The organism is Klebsiella sp. GW_Kp182 (genome assembly GCF_040062275.1).
Classification (GTDB): Bacteria; Pseudomonadota; Gammaproteobacteria; order Enterobacterales; family Enterobacteriaceae; genus Klebsiella; species Klebsiella michiganensis.
The window spans coordinates 95,243-108,815 of record NZ_JBEAFQ010000039.1 but is presented as its reverse complement, the minus strand read 5'-3'; the positions used below and the strand labels follow the sequence as shown (position 1 = coordinate 108,815).

Genomic DNA, 13,573 nt, shown 5'->3' with positions numbered 1-13,573 from the left:
TTAACCGCAATGCGTACATTTATCCAGTTTTTGGCAAATTTGTCATCTGGCGACCCTCCGCGTGAAAGCCGTATTCTTTCCTCAACGACACTACCGAATTAAGCATTGAGGAAAGCATCATGGAACTCTATCTGGACACCGCAAACGTAGCAGAAGTTGAACGCCTGGCGCGCATCTACCCGCTGGCCGGCGTGACCACCAACCCGAGCATTATCGCAGCCGGTAAAACGCCGGTTTGGGATGTTCTTCCGCGCCTGCAAAAAGCCGTCGGTCCGGAAGGTATTCTGTTCGCCCAGACCATGAGCCGCGACGCGAAGGGCATGGTGGAAGAAGCCAAACGCCTGAGCAACGCCGTCCCCGGTATCGTGGTAAAAATCCCGGTCACCGCCGAAGGCCTTGCCGCTATCAAACTGTTGAAAAAAGAAGGTATCCCCACGCTGGGTACGGCGGTATATAGCGCATCTCAGGGCCTGCTGGCCGCGCTGGCCGGGGCAAAATATGTGGCGCCGTACGTCAACCGCGTCGACGCCCAGGGCGGTGACGGCATCCGCATGGTCCAGGAGCTGCAGTCCCTGCTGGAGCTGCATGCGCCGGAAAGCAAAGTGCTGGCCGCCAGCTTTAAGACGCCGCGCCAGGCGCTGGATTGCCTGTTAGCAGGCTGCGAAGCGATCACCCTTCCGTTAGATGTAGCGCAACAAATGCTCGGTACCCCTGCGGTAGAGTCAGCTATTGAGAAGTTTGAGCAGGACTGGAATAACGCTTTTGGAACGCTAAACCTGTAACCCGATCGGCGAGCTGCCCAGGGGGGTGGCATCACGGTCATCCAGGAGGAATAGAAATGGATCGCATTATTCAATCACCCGGTAAGTACATTCAGGGCGCGGACGTCATTACCCGCCTTGGTGGATACCTCAAGCCGTTGGCAGAACGCTGGCTCATCGTGGGCGATAAATTCGTACTCGGTTTTGCCGAAGAAAAACTGCGTAAAAGCCTGGCGGATGCGGGGCTGGCTGGCGAAATCGCACCGTTTGGCGGCGAATGCTCACATAACGAAATCAACCGCTTGCGTGATATTTCCGGTTCCGCCCGCTGCACCGCCGTGCTGGGTATCGGCGGCGGCAAGACGCTGGATACCGCAAAAGCATTAGCACATTTTATGAATCTGCCGGTGGTTATTGCCCCGACGATTGCCTCCACCGACGCGCCGTGCAGCGCGCTCTCGGTCATCTATACCGATGACGGCGAGTTTGATAGCTACCTGATGCTGCCGCGCAACCCGAACATGGTCATTGTCGATACGCAAATCGTTGCAGGCGCCCCGGCGCGCCTGCTGGCAGCCGGTATCGGTGATGCGCTGGCGACCTGGTTTGAAGCGCGTGCCTGCTCCCGCAGCGGCGCGACCACCATGGCGGGCGGAAAATGCACCCAGGCGGCGCTGGCGCTGGCTGAACTGTGCTACAACACGCTGGTTGAAGAGGGCGAAAAAGCGATGCTGGCGGCGGAGCAGCACGTGGTGACGCCGGCGCTGGAACGGGTTATTGAAGCCAACACCTATCTGAGCGGCGTCGGCTTTGAAAGCGGCGGCCTGGCGGCTGCGCACGCTATCCATAACGGTCTGACCGCTATTCCGGACGCTCACCACTACTACCATGGTGAAAAAGTGGCTTTCGGTACGCTTACGCAGCTGGTACTGGAAAACGCGCCGGTGGAAGAGATCGAAACCGTAGCGGCGCTGTGCCATAGCGTCGGGCTGCCTATCACCCTGGCGCAGCTGGATATTAAAGTCGATATCCCGGGCAAAATGCGTACCGTGGCGGAAGCCGCCTGCGCGGAAGGTGAAACCATCCACAATATGCCCGGCGGCGCGACGCCGGATCAGGTCTATGCCGCGCTTCTGGTGGCCGACCAGTACGGTCAACGCTTCCTGCAAGAGTGGGAATAAACCCTCGCGACATACCCGCCAGCAGGCGGGTATGTTCTTTTCGCCCGCCATTGCCCGCCAAAACGATGTATTTTATAGTGCGATTTTCCTTTGGGTGAATCGTAGATATGCAGTCATCAAATCGAAGAATGAGCATTTACGCCATTTTGCAACAGGACAAAAAAGTCGTCGTCAATGACCTCGCCGAAAAGTTCGGCGTCACCAAAATGACCATCCGTCGCGATCTCTCTTTCTTTGAAAAACAAGGTATTGTAAAAACAACCTACGGTGGAGCCTACTTAACCCGCGGTGCCAGCGTCGAGCCCGGCTTTCAGCTGCAATCGATACAAATGGCCGATGATAAGCACCTGATTGGCCAGAAAGCCGCCGAGCAGGTTGAAGATGGCGACACGATTATTATCGACTGCGGCACCACGCCGCTGGCGCTCGCTCATTTTATTTTCGATAAGAAAATCATGGTGATAACCAACTCCATTCCGGTGGTTAATCTCCTGAAAGGAAGAAAAAATATCAAGTTGATCGTCGCGCCCGGTGAATATGAAGACGCCAGCCAGGGAATGGTCTCTTTCAGTACCGCCGACTTCTTTCGTCATATCCACGCCGACAAAGTCTTCCTCAGCACTCAGGGCGTCAACGATCTTGGAGAGCTGACGGTTCCTGAAATGGCCGATGCCCACGTCAAACAAGCGCTGATGCGCGCCGGGCGGCAAAAAATCCTGCTGGCGGACAGCAGTAAATTTGGTCAAACGTTCCTTGCAGGCCATGCCCGCCTGGCAGACCTTGACCTCGTTATCAGCCAGACCGGCCTCTCCCCCGATATCCTCTCTCTGATGCAAACGCAAAACGTACCGCTGCTGCTGGCGGATAGTCACCTCTGATGGCACAGGCACCCCGTTCTACCGCCCGTAAAGATGTGTTAAGGAAATAACCAGAACAAGCGGCGCCGAAGATGTTTTGACGCCGCAGAGAGAAGAGAAGGACGGGGAAATATGAAGCCTGCTTACGCCGGGCGCACGCCTAAAGTGTGGCAAATCGCGTAGCTCATTTCCGCGCGGTTCAGGGTATAGAAATGGAAATCCTTCACCCCTTCGCGGCTGAGAATCTTCACCATATCCATGGCGATGTTCGCCCCCACCAGCTGGCGGGTTTCGGCGTCATTGTCCAGACCTTCGAACATTTTCGCCATCCACGTCGGGATACGCACGTTGGTCATATCGGCAAATTTTTTCGCCTGCCTGAAGTTAGAGACCGGCAGAATGCCCGGAATAATTTCGACGTCGATACCCGCAGAGACGCAGCGGTCGCGAAAACGCAGGTAGCTTTCAACATCAAAGAAAAACTGGGTAATCGCGCGATTTGCTCCGGCCTCGACCTTGCGCTTCAGGTTAAGCAGATCGGCCTGCGCGCTTTTGGCTTCCGGATGGACTTCCGGATAAGCCGCAACGGAAATATCAAAGTCCCCGACCTCTTTCAGCAGAGTCACCAGGTCGGCCGCGTACATATCCGGCTTACCGCTGCCAGGCGGCAGGTCGCCACGCAGCGCAACGATATGGCGAATCCCGCTATCCCAGTAATCTTTAGCAATGGTACGCAGCTCATCGCGGCTGGCATCGATACAGGTCAGATGCGGGGCGGCTTCCAGACCGGTACGCTCTTTAATACCTTTGATAATGCTATGGGTGCGGTCACGTTCACCGGAGTTAGCGCCGTAGGTCACGGAGACAAACTTCGGCTTCAGGCTGCTCAGGCGATCGATGGATTTCCAGAGGGTTTGCTCCATTTCACTGGTGCGCGGCGGAAAGAATTCAAAGGAGACGTTAATCTGGCCCTGCACTTCCGCCAGGCTCTGATTCAGGGCTTCCCGCTGATTGGCGTGAAAAAAGCTCATACCTTACCTCATCAATCGCATTTTATTGTTTGTTGTGTCGCGAACTTCTATACGTTTAGACGTCCAGATGTAAAAATGACGGAAAAGGGCATCCGCGTCAATAGAAAAATCAGCGTAAACAGTGAGGAATATTCAGCCAGGATGAAATTAATTCATCTCTTTTTCGCTAAGGCAATGATTTTTCAACGACTGCTGTTACCCTTTCCCGTACCCTCTCATTTGCGGGCAGCGTCACCATTCCCAGCCTAAGCGGAAGCTGCTGGCTGGCATCCTGCAAAGGACAAAAGACGACCCCCTGCCGCTGAATCGCGGAAAAAGAGGCCGGCAGGAGGATCAGGCCTTCTCCGCGCGCAATCCGCGCCAGCAGAACATCATGCTCGGCAGGCTCCTCCACGTAGGTGGGCACATAGCCTGCCCGGTCAAAAATACGTCGCGTATAGTCAAAAAAATCGGGATTACGCTCGCGTTTAAACCAGAACAGCGGCCGATGATTGAGTGCGCTTAACGTCAGCTCCGCCCTGGCGGCCTCCGGCCAGGATGCGGGTAGCGCCGCGATAAGCGGCTCCAGGTAAGACAAAGGATGCAGGTGAAGCCCCTCGGTATTCAGCGGCAGCGCCACCAGCGCCGCATCGAGCTTGCCCTTTCGCACCAGTTGGGCCAACGCCGGTGATGACTGACGAGTGATGTGCAATGCGCCGGTGTACTCACCCAGAGCGGATTCCGCGGCGGCGAAAACGCCTTGCTCAAAGGCGGTGGTCAACCCCAGACGCAGAGGCTGCTGCGCGGGCGCAGAGAGCTGGCTCAACGCCGCCAGGGTGCGATCCTGAAGCACCAGCAGAGGCCGAATGATATCCAGCACCCGTCTTCCCTCGTCGGTAAGGATCAGACCTTTGGTATGCCGCAAGAATAGCGTTACCCCCAGCTGCGTTTCCAGATGGCGAATATGACGGCTCAGCGGCGGCTGCGAAATAAATAGCCGCTGCGCGGCCCGGCTGATGTTATTTTCCTCCGCCACCACCGCAAAGTAGCGCAGCAGGCGAATATCCAGAGTGTGTAAACGTGAATTTGTCATACTGAAAAGGTATCACGAAAAGGGTATTACTCAAGTCAGGAAAACTTCCCTAACCTTCCTCATTACGCATCATCACACTGAGGAAAAGCCATGACCAGCGAACGTTATACCATCGGACGAGAAATGCTACAGCGCGTGGACGGCAAAGGCGGCGACGCCGTCGTCAACAGCCTGAAGGATATCGCCCCCGATTTTGCCCGCTATCTGATTGAGTTCCCCTTCGGCGATATTTACGCCAGGCCAGGACTCGATTTACGCAGCCGTGAAATTGCCACTATCGCCGCGCTCACGGCGCTCGGCAACGCCGCGCCGCAGCTAAAAGTGCATATTGCCGCCGGGTTAAATGTCGGGCTGACGCAGGAAGAGATTACGGAAGTGATCATGCAGATGGCGGTCTATGCCGGATTCCCGGCGGCCCTGAATGGCCTGTTTGCCGCCAAAGAAGTTTTCGCGGCGCACTAAGGTGAAAAGACCAGGCGTTGCCTGGTCTTTGATTTATGGCTACAGCAGCTGCGCCAGACGGTTGATATCCGACTGAATCGCCCCGGCGGTCACATCACGACCGGCGCCCGGACCGCGGATCACCAGCGGGTTATCGCGATACCAGCGGCTCTCGATAGCAAAGACGTTATCACACGGCAGGAGCGCCGCCAGCGGATGCTCTTCGCGCACCGCTTCAACGCCGACGCGGGCTTTACCGTTAGCGTCAAAGCGCGCGACGTAGCGCAGCACCAGGCCCATTTCGCGCGCCGCTTCCAGACGCTGCAGCATCTGCTCGTTCAGCGCTTCGCCGTTCTCGAAGAAGTGATCGACAGACCCCTCTTCGCAGTGGGCGGGCACCAGCGACTCAACGCGCACCTGGTCCGGCTCGATGTTGTAACCCGCCTCACGGGCCAGGATCACCAGCTTGCGCATGACGTCTTTCCCGGAGAGATCGACGCGCGGGTCCGGTTCCGTCAGCCCCTGCTGCCAGGCCTGATCGACGAGGTCTGTAAACGGCACGGTGCCGTCAAACTGCAGGAACAGCCATGAGAGGGTGCCGGAGAAAATACCGCTCAGCGCCAGAATGGTATCGCCGCTATCAATTAAATCGCGCACCGTATGGTTGACCGGTAAACCGGCGCCGACGGTGGCGTTGTACAGCCAGTGGCGCCCGGTCTTCTCGAACGCGTCGTGGATCTGGCGATACTTACTGCTGCTGCTGGCGCCAGCCAGCTTATTCGCGCTGATAACGTGGAAACCATGGCTGGCGAAATCGAGGTACTGGTCGGCCAGCTGCGCGCTGGCGGTTACGTCCAGCACCACTAAATCATCGTACGGATGCGCGCGCATCCACAGGAACAGCGACTCTTCATCCTGCTCAACCGCCTCATCATTAAAGAAAGCCAGCGCGCGACTGGCGTCAAGGCCTTCGTAATTAAGCAGGCTACGGCGACTATCCACGACCCCGGCAAGGATGAATTCAAACCCGGTGCGGGCGGAAAGCGTGGTCTGCTCGCGAGCGAACAGCTCCAGCCAGCGGGACCCGATATTACCTTTGCCAAACAGCACCAGGCCAATGCGTTTTTCCGCGCGGAACAACGACTGATGCAGCCCCTGAATAAGGCTTTCCGTCGGCCCGGCGCGCAGCACCGCAACCAGGCTGATGCCCTCTTCTGATTGCCAGGTAAACTCTACCGGCTGGCCCTTCAGCTGCTGCCAGAAACGGTGGCAGTGCAGCGGATTGCGGGTCACGCCAGCGCCAACCATCGCCACCAGCGCCAGTTTCTGACGCAGGCGCAGCTCGCCCGGCAGCCCCGCTTCGTCCAGCAGCTTCAGCGCGCTGTCGGCCACTTCAGAGGTGTAGCAGAACTGCAGCAGCTTACGGTCGGCGTGTACGCCAACCGCCAGCGGACGCAGCTGGGCGCGTTTTAAAATAGCGTCCAGCTCCTTATGCGCCAGTTTGAAATCCTGGCCGCCGGGTACCTGGAACTCAATCAGGCAGACATCATCATGGCTGGTCACGATACGCGCCCCGGTACCGGAAGCCAGCACGCGTTCGATGCGCGTTGAGCCCTGATCCGGGGTGTAGCTACAGCGTAATTGTAAATCGATATCGCTGCCGGAGACCGGCTGCAGCGTACGGGCATGCAGCACCGGCGCCGCCAGGCGGGCCAGTTCGCTGGCCTCATCCAGGCGCAGCAGCGGCAGCAGGCAGGCGTCTTTCACTTTACGCGGATCCGCGCTGTAGACCCCGGCCACGTCGCTCCAGATAGTGACGCGAGACGCCCCGGCCAGGGCGCCGATTTGGGTGGCGGAATAGTCGGAACCGTTACGTCCCAGCAGGACGGTTTCCCCGGCGTTGTTACGCGAAATAAAGCCGGTCACCACCAGCCGCTTGTTCGGGTGCTGCGCTATCAGCTGCTGCAAAAGCGGATAGGATAAGCCTTCATCCACCTGCGGCTGCGCGGAGCGCTCGGCGCGCAGGAAGCTACGCGCATCCAGCCAGGCGGCTTCTACGCCAAGATGGTTCAGCACCGCCGCCATCAGGCGGGCCGACCAGACTTCGCCGTGACCGACGACTTCGGCGTATACCGCGTCGGTGACGCCGCCGTCAAGCAGCCCGGCAAGGCGCTCAAGATCCTGAATAAAGATGGCAATCAGCGTGTCGGCAGCGTCTGGTGACAGCAGTCCGGAGATGAGCTCCATCTGATAACGACGGAGCGATTGTTGCACCTGATGCGCAGAAAGGCGATCGGTCTGGCTGAGCTTCAGCCAGCTGATCAACTGGTTGGTGGTACTGCCGGCGGCAGAGACGACCATCATGTCGCCCGCCTGCGAATACTCCGTCATAATACCCGCGACGCGCAGGTAACATTTCGCATCCGCTAAACTACTCCCACCAAATTTGTGCAGCTGACGACCCTTCGCCCCTGCCTGCGCAATCACACTCATGTTTATTCCTCGTTTGCTGCCCGGAAGCCATTTTCCAGGTCGGCAATTAAATCTTCACCATCTTCAATACCGGTCGAAATACGCAGAAGCGTTTCTGAGATCCCGGCGGCCGCACGCGCTTCAGGCGCCATGCCCGCATGGGTCATCGTCGCTGCGTGGGAAATCAGACTTTCCACGCCGCCCAGCGATTCCGCCAGCGTAAACAGCGATAACCCGCTCAGGAAACGACGCAGCGTCTGCTCATCGCCATCCAGTTCGAAGCTTAACATCGCCCCAAAACCTTTTTGCTGACGCGCCGCAATCTCATGCCCCTGGTTTTCCGGCAGGGACGGATGGTACAGTTTTTTCACCAGCGGCTGGGATTTCAGATAGTCGACAATCGCCAGCGCGTTACGCTGCGCCACTTCCATACGCGGAGAGAGCGTACGTAAGCCGCGCAGCAGCAGATAGCTATCAAACGCTCCGCCGGTGACGCCGATATTATTCGCCCACCATGCCAGTTCGGTGACGGTCGCCGGATCTTTAGCGATCACCACCCCGGCCACGACGTCAGAGTGGCCGTTCAAATATTTAGTGCACGAATGCAACACCAGATCGGCGCCCAGCGCCAGCGGATTCTGCAAAGCCGGGCTCAGGAAGGTGTTATCAACCACGCTGACCGCTCCGGCCTCACGCGCCAGACCGCAAATTTTCGCAATATCCACAACTCTCAGCAATGGATTACTTGGGCTTTCGACCAGAACCAGCTTCGGTTTTTCCGCCAGCGCGGCGCTCAGCGCCTGCTCGTCGTTTTGATCGACAAACAGCACGCGATAGCAGCCGCGCTTCGCCAGGCTGTCAAACAGGCGGTAGCTGCCGCCGTAGCAGTCGTGCGGCGCCACCAGCAGATCGCCCGGTTTCAGAAATACGGTGGTGACCAGCAAAATGGCCGACATGCCGGTATTGGTCAGGACCGCCCCCGCGCCGCCCTCCAGCTCCGCCAGCGCACGCTGCACCACATCACGGGTCGGGTTACCGCGACGAGAGTAGTCGTGGGCGCGAGGTTCGTTAAATCCGGTGAAATTATAGGTGCTGGAGAGATGAATGGGCGGGACAACGCAACCGTACTGCTCGTCGTCATTTAAACCGCTACGCACTGCGATGGTGGCCTGTTTACGCGTCATGTTGGGGAGTTCCTGGGCTGAGTCGGTGAAAAGTCAGGCTCCAGAGTAATCATTGTTATAATAGACGTCAATACATCTGGACATCTAAACTTCTTTGCGTATAGATTGAGCAAACTGGAAATAGCCGTTAAAATTATATGCATTAGCGCACATCCGTAGCGGCTTGTTTGGTGCCAGACGCGCCCCTCTACGGTAAACTACGCGCAATTATGGCCAGGACTCGCGTTCAGGCCCTTAACTAATGAATAGAGGATTAAAGGTAACTCATGGCTGAATGGAGCGGCGAATATATCAGCCCATACGCTGAGCACGGTAAGAAGAGTGAGCAAGTAAAAAAAATTACGGTTTCCATTCCTCTGAAGGTGTTAAAAATCCTCACCGATGAACGCACGCGTCGTCAGGTGAATAACCTGCGGCACGCGACTAACAGCGAACTGCTGTGCGAAGCGTTCCTGCATGCCTTTACCGGTCAACCGTTGCCTAACGATGAAGACCTGCGTAAAGAGCGCAGCGATGAAATCCCGGAAGCGGCGAAAGAGATTATGCGCGAACTGGGCATCGACCCGGATACGTGGGAATACTAAAACCATAAAAAAGGGCAGAAGAAATCTTCTGCCCTTTTTTCTCGCGTTTAGCGCAAGAGAAACAAAAAAGCCGCCCTGAGGCGGCTTCTTCAGCAAATTACTTGCTGGTACCCGGTACGCTGAAGCGCTTGTTGAAGCGGTCAACACGGCCACCGGTAGCAACATCACGCTGTTTGCCAGTGTAGAACGGGTGGCATTTACCGCACACGTCGAGGTTCAGGTCGTGACCTACGGTAGAACGGATTTTCATGACGTTACCGCAAGAGCAGGAAGCAGTAACTTCTTCGTATTTCGGATGAATATCTTTTTTCATGGGAGAACCTCAGTTAAGGCCGCGTCGCTCTTCCAGCCCTAACGCCAGACACCACGCGATGTTAATAATTTCCCGGTGCGATTGCGCGAAGCGAAATTCCCGGGTAATAGATTTTGATGTCGCACAAAGCGCATCAAAGGCGGCGAATCATACAGAATTTGACCAGCATATGCAAACTGATCCGCGAGCCCTTATCACAATGTGTATACTAACCCGCCAGATTTCAAGTCAGGAAGATTAAATGCCCGTCGCTCACGTTGCCCTGCCCGTTCCGCTGCCCCGCACTTTTGACTATTTGCTGCCTGAAGGTATGCCGGTCAAAGCGGGCTGTCGCGTGCGCGTTCCGTTCGGCAAGCAGGAGCGGATAGGTATCGTAACGGCGGTCAGTGAGCGCAGCGAACTGCCGCTCGACGAACTTAAGCCGGTGGCCGAAGCCCTCGACGCCGAGCCGGTCTTCTCCACTTCGGTCTGGCGGCTGCTGCTGTGGGCGGCGGATTACTACCATCATCCCATCGGCGATGTGCTGTTTCACGCGCTACCGATCGTGCTGCGCCAGGGGAAGCCCGCCAGCGCGGCGCCAATGTGGTACTGGTTTGCCACCGAACAGGGGCAAGCGGTTGATATCAACAGCCTTAAGCGCTCACCGAAACAGCAGCAGGCGCTGGCTGCGCTGCGTCAGGGCAAGATCTGGCGCCATCAGGTTGCCGAACTCGAATTTAACGACGCCGCCCTGCAGGCGCTGCGGGGTAAAGGCCTGGCCGAACTCGCCAGCGAAGCGCCGGCGATCGCCGACTGGCGCACGGGCTTCTCGGTACCCGGCGAGCGCCTGCGGCTCAATACCGAACAGGCCACCGCCGTGGGCGCGATTCACAGCGCCTCGGACAGCTTTTCCGCCTGGCTGCTGGCCGGGATCACCGGTTCGGGCAAAACGGAAGTGTATCTGAGCGTCCTTGAAAACGTACTGGCGCAGGGGCGCCAGGCGCTGGTGATGGTGCCGGAGATCGGCCTGACGCCGCAGACTATCGCCCGTTTCCGCCACCGCTTTAGCGCCCCGGTGGAAGTGCTGCACTCCGGACTGAACGACAGCGAACGCCTCTCCGCGTGGCTAAAAGCCAAAAACGGCGAAGCGGCGATTGTGATCGGTACCCGCTCGTCGCTATTTACCCCTTTTAAAGACCTCGGGGTCATCGTCATCGATGAAGAGCACGACAGCTCTTATAAACAGCAGGAAGGCTGGCGCTATCACGCCCGCGATCTGGCGGTCTGGCGCGCCCACAGCGAACAAATTCCAATTATCCTCGGCTCGGCGACCCCGGCGCTGGAGACGCTTCATAACGTCCGCCAGGGCAAGTATCGCCAGCTGAAGCTCACCAAACGAGCGGGCAATGCGCGCCCGGCTCAGCAGCACGTTCTGGATTTAAAGGGCCAGCAGCTGCAGGCCGGACTGTCTCCGGCGCTCATTGGCCGCATGCGCCAGCATCTGCAGGCCGATAACCAGGTGATTCTGTTTTTGAACCGCCGCGGCTTCGCGCCGGCGCTGCTGTGCCACGACTGCGGCTGGATAGCGGAGTGTCCGCGCTGCGACAGCTACTACACGCTGCACCAGGCTCAGCATCATCTGCGCTGCCACCACTGCGACAGCCAGCGCCCGATTCCGCGCCAGTGCCCCTCCTGCGGCTCAACGCATCTGGTACCGGTAGGTTTGGGGACCGAACAGCTTGAGCAGGCGCTGGGACCGCTGTTTCCCGATATCCCGATTTCCCGTATCGACCGGGATACCACCAGCCGCAAAGGCGCGCTTGAGCAATATCTTGCCGACGTCAATCGCGGCGGCGCGCGCATTCTTATCGGCACCCAAATGCTGGCGAAGGGGCACCACTTCCCGGATGTCACCCTGGTTTCCCTGCTGGACGTTGACGGCGCGCTGTTTTCCGCCGATTTCCGCTCGGCGGAGCGCTTCGCTCAGCTCTACACGCAGGTTTCAGGCCGCGCAGGCCGGGCGGGCAAACAGGGCGAGGTGATCCTGCAGACCCACCACCCGGAACACCCGCTGCTGCAAACGCTGCTTTATAAAGGATACGACGCGTTTGCCGAGCAGGCGCTGGCGGAACGGCAAAGCATGCAGCTGCCGCCGTGGACCAGCCACGTGCTGATTCGCGCCGAGGATCATAACAACCAGCAGGCGCCGCTTTTTTTACAACAGCTGCGCAACCTGCTGCAGGCCAGCCCGCTGGCCGATAAGAAACTGTGGGTGCTCGGGCCGGTTCCGGCGCTGGCGCCAAAGCGTGGCGGCCGCTGGCGCTGGCAAATTCTCCTCCAGCATCCGTCGCGCGTTCAGCTACAGCATATCGTCAGCGGAACGCTGGCGTTGATTAACACGCTGCCGGAAGCGCGAAAAGTGAAATGGGTTCTGGACGTCGATCCTATTGAAGGTTAAGGCTTCTCTTGCGAGGCGGATCGAAAAATTCAACCATCGTCACGTTTTTCATGAAAATTCTGTAACTCTCTGGATGTACTATCTGTTAAAAATGTTGCTGATGTCAGAACGCCAGGGATGTGTCTGCGCCAGTCAGCGAGGAGAAATCAGGTGAAGCCCAAAAAACAGGTCGTTGCCGCCACTATGAAAGACGTTGCCCAAAAGGCAAACGTTTCCACGGCAACCGTATCCCGAGCGTTAATGAATCCCGATAAGGTTTCGCAGAGCACCCGTAACCGGGTCGAGCAGGCCGCGCTGGAAGTCGGCTATTTACCGCAATCGCTCGGGCGCAATATGAAGCGCAACGAGTCACGCACCATTCTGGTGATTGTGCCGGATATCTGCGACCCCTTTTTCAGCGAGATCATTCGCGGTATTGAAGTCACCGCGGCGGAACAGGAGTACCTGGTGCTGATTGGCGATTGCGCCCACCAGAACCGTCAGGAAAAGACCTTTATCGACCTGATCATTACCAAGCAGATCGACGGTATGCTGCTGCTTGGCTCCCGTTTGCCCTTCGATGCGGGCGTAGAGGAGCAGCGCAATCTGCCGCCGATGGTCATGGCCAATGAATTCGCTCCCGAGCTTGAGCTGCCGACGGTGCATATCGATAACCTCACCGCCGCCTTTAACGCCGTTAACTATCTGCACGAGCTGGGGCATCGCCGCATCGGCTGTATCGCCGGCCCGGAAGAGATGCCGCTGTGCCATTATCGCCTGCAGGGCTATGTCCAGGCGCTGCGTCGTAGCGGGATAACCGTCGATCCGCACTATATCGCCCGCGGCAATTTTACCTATGAAGCCGGCGCCAACGCCCTCGAACAGCTGCTGGCGCTGCCGGTACCGCCGACGGCTGTTTTCTGCCATAGCGATATTATGGCGCTGGGGGCATTATCGCTGGCGAAACGTCGCGGCCTGAAAGTTCCTGAAGATCTGTCTATTATTGGTTTCGATAACATCTCTTTGTCTGAATTTTGCGATCCGCCATTGACGACCGTCGCGCAACCACGTTTTGATATTGGCCGCGAAGCGATGCTGCTTTTATTGGATCAACTGCACGGTCACAGCGTCAGCAGCGGTTCACGATTACTCGACTGCGAGCTTATCGTTCGCGGCAGTACGCGAAAAATCCGAACATAACCTTCAGGCTTTCGGGCCTGCCCTTCTGGTCAAAGGCCCGCCGCTTAAGTAACATGGCGGG

At 57.7% G+C, this 13,573-nt stretch carries 12 protein-coding genes; 7 read left to right on the top strand and 5 right to left on the bottom strand.

The window, feature by feature from the left end; genetic code table 11:
• Nucleotides 1-119: 119 nt before the first annotated feature.
• From fsa to ABLU88_RS16805, 3 genes are all read left to right on the top strand, one after another.
• Nucleotides 120-782 (top strand): fructose-6-phosphate aldolase, encoded by a 663-nt coding sequence (gene fsa, locus ABLU88_RS16815; RefSeq protein ID WP_025106567.1) that lies wholly within the window; start codon nucleotides 120-122, stop codon nucleotides 780-782.
• A 56-nt stretch (nucleotides 783-838) separates the two neighbouring features.
• Nucleotides 839-1,942, top strand: a complete 1,104-nt coding sequence (locus tag ABLU88_RS16810; RefSeq protein WP_102803649.1) for a glycerol dehydrogenase — start codon at nucleotides 839-841, stop codon at nucleotides 1,940-1,942.
• A 128-nt stretch (nucleotides 1,943-2,070) separates the two neighbouring features.
• Nucleotides 2,071-2,820 (top strand): DeoR/GlpR family DNA-binding transcription regulator, encoded by a 750-nt coding sequence (locus ABLU88_RS16805; RefSeq protein WP_163461719.1) that lies wholly within the window; start codon nucleotides 2,071-2,073, stop codon nucleotides 2,818-2,820.
• A 122-nt stretch (nucleotides 2,821-2,942) separates the two neighbouring features.
• Here the strand turns inward: ABLU88_RS16805 and metF are convergent, their stop codons facing one another.
• Together metF and ABLU88_RS16795 are read right to left on the bottom strand one after the other, a co-directional pair.
• A complete protein-coding gene (gene metF, locus ABLU88_RS16800) occupies nucleotides 2,943-3,830 on the bottom strand; it encodes a methylenetetrahydrofolate reductase (protein ID WP_004856019.1) in 888 nt (295 codons plus the stop codon).
• Nucleotides 3,831-3,996: 166 nt separating this feature from the next.
• A complete protein-coding gene (locus ABLU88_RS16795) occupies nucleotides 3,997-4,902 on the bottom strand; it encodes a LysR family transcriptional regulator (protein ID WP_219557744.1) in 906 nt (301 codons plus the stop codon).
• Nucleotides 4,903-4,992: 90 nt separating this feature from the next.
• Between ABLU88_RS16795 and ABLU88_RS16790 the strand changes: the two genes are divergently transcribed.
• A complete protein-coding gene (locus ABLU88_RS16790) occupies nucleotides 4,993-5,364 on the top strand; it encodes a carboxymuconolactone decarboxylase family protein (RefSeq protein ID WP_004856015.1) in 372 nt (123 codons plus the stop codon).
• A gap of 39 nt (nucleotides 5,365-5,403) precedes the next feature.
• On the opposite strand, the gene ABLU88_RS16785 is transcribed toward ABLU88_RS16790, so the two are convergent.
• Together ABLU88_RS16785 and metB are read right to left on the bottom strand one after the other, a co-directional pair.
• The gene (locus tag ABLU88_RS16785) at nucleotides 5,404-7,836 is read right to left on the bottom strand and encodes a bifunctional aspartate kinase/homoserine dehydrogenase II (protein WP_014227430.1); all 2,433 of its coding nucleotides are present in this window, start codon (nucleotides 7,834-7,836) and stop codon (nucleotides 5,404-5,406) included.
• 2 nt (nucleotides 7,837-7,838) lie between these two features.
• Nucleotides 7,839-8,999: a cystathionine gamma-synthase gene (metB, locus tag ABLU88_RS16780; protein WP_014227429.1), complete on the bottom strand. Its 1,161-nt coding sequence runs from the start codon at nucleotides 8,997-8,999 to the stop codon at nucleotides 7,839-7,841.
• 266 nt (nucleotides 9,000-9,265) lie between these two features.
• Here metB and metJ point away from each other — a divergent pair, with 266 nt between their 5' ends.
• Nucleotides 9,266-9,583, top strand: a complete 318-nt coding sequence (metJ, locus tag ABLU88_RS16775) for a met regulon transcriptional regulator MetJ (RefSeq protein ID WP_004107547.1) — start codon at nucleotides 9,266-9,268, stop codon at nucleotides 9,581-9,583.
• 97 nt (nucleotides 9,584-9,680) lie between these two features.
• Here metJ and rpmE read toward each other — a convergent pair whose 3' ends face one another.
• Entirely contained in the window at nucleotides 9,681-9,896 is a 216-nt protein-coding gene (rpmE, locus tag ABLU88_RS16770) for a 50S ribosomal protein L31 (RefSeq protein WP_004107543.1), read from the bottom strand.
• A 241-nt stretch (nucleotides 9,897-10,137) separates the two neighbouring features.
• Between rpmE and priA the strand changes: the two genes are divergently transcribed.
• Both priA and cytR read left to right on the top strand, forming a co-directional pair.
• The gene (gene priA / locus ABLU88_RS16765; protein ID WP_116280659.1) at nucleotides 10,138-12,333 is read left to right on the top strand and encodes a primosomal protein N'; all 2,196 of its coding nucleotides are present in this window, start codon (nucleotides 10,138-10,140) and stop codon (nucleotides 12,331-12,333) included.
• A gap of 150 nt (nucleotides 12,334-12,483) precedes the next feature.
• Nucleotides 12,484-13,512: a DNA-binding transcriptional regulator CytR gene (cytR, locus tag ABLU88_RS16760; RefSeq protein WP_004856005.1), complete on the top strand. Its 1,029-nt coding sequence runs from the start codon at nucleotides 12,484-12,486 to the stop codon at nucleotides 13,510-13,512.
• The last annotated feature ends 61 nt before the right edge of the window (nucleotides 13,513-13,573 follow it).

Excerpts from the sequence above, each read along its gene's own strand:
- fsa (WP_025106567.1), top strand. The coding sequence starts at position 120 with ATGGAACTCTATCTGGACACCGCAAACGTAGCAGAAGTTGAACGCCTG.
- ABLU88_RS16810 (WP_102803649.1), top strand. The coding sequence starts at position 839 with ATGGATCGCATTATTCAATCACCCGGTAAGTACATTCAGGGCGCGGAC.
- ABLU88_RS16805 (WP_163461719.1), top strand. The coding sequence starts at position 2,071 with ATGAGCATTTACGCCATTTTGCAACAGGACAAAAAAGTCGTCGTCAAT.
- metF (WP_004856019.1), bottom strand. The coding sequence starts at position 3,830 with ATGAGCTTTTTTCACGCCAATCAGCGGGAAGCCCTGAATCAGAGCCTG.
- ABLU88_RS16795 (WP_219557744.1), bottom strand. The coding sequence starts at position 4,902 with ATGACAAATTCACGTTTACACACTCTGGATATTCGCCTGCTGCGCTAC.
- ABLU88_RS16790 (WP_004856015.1), top strand. The coding sequence starts at position 4,993 with ATGACCAGCGAACGTTATACCATCGGACGAGAAATGCTACAGCGCGTG.
- ABLU88_RS16785 (WP_014227430.1), bottom strand. The coding sequence starts at position 7,836 with ATGAGTGTGATTGCGCAGGCAGGGGCGAAGGGTCGTCAGCTGCACAAA.
- metB (WP_014227429.1), bottom strand. The coding sequence starts at position 8,999 with ATGACGCGTAAACAGGCCACCATCGCAGTGCGTAGCGGTTTAAATGAC.
- metJ (WP_004107547.1), top strand. The coding sequence starts at position 9,266 with ATGGCTGAATGGAGCGGCGAATATATCAGCCCATACGCTGAGCACGGT.
- rpmE (WP_004107543.1), bottom strand. The coding sequence starts at position 9,896 with ATGAAAAAAGATATTCATCCGAAATACGAAGAAGTTACTGCTTCCTGC.
- priA (WP_116280659.1), top strand. The coding sequence starts at position 10,138 with ATGCCCGTCGCTCACGTTGCCCTGCCCGTTCCGCTGCCCCGCACTTTT.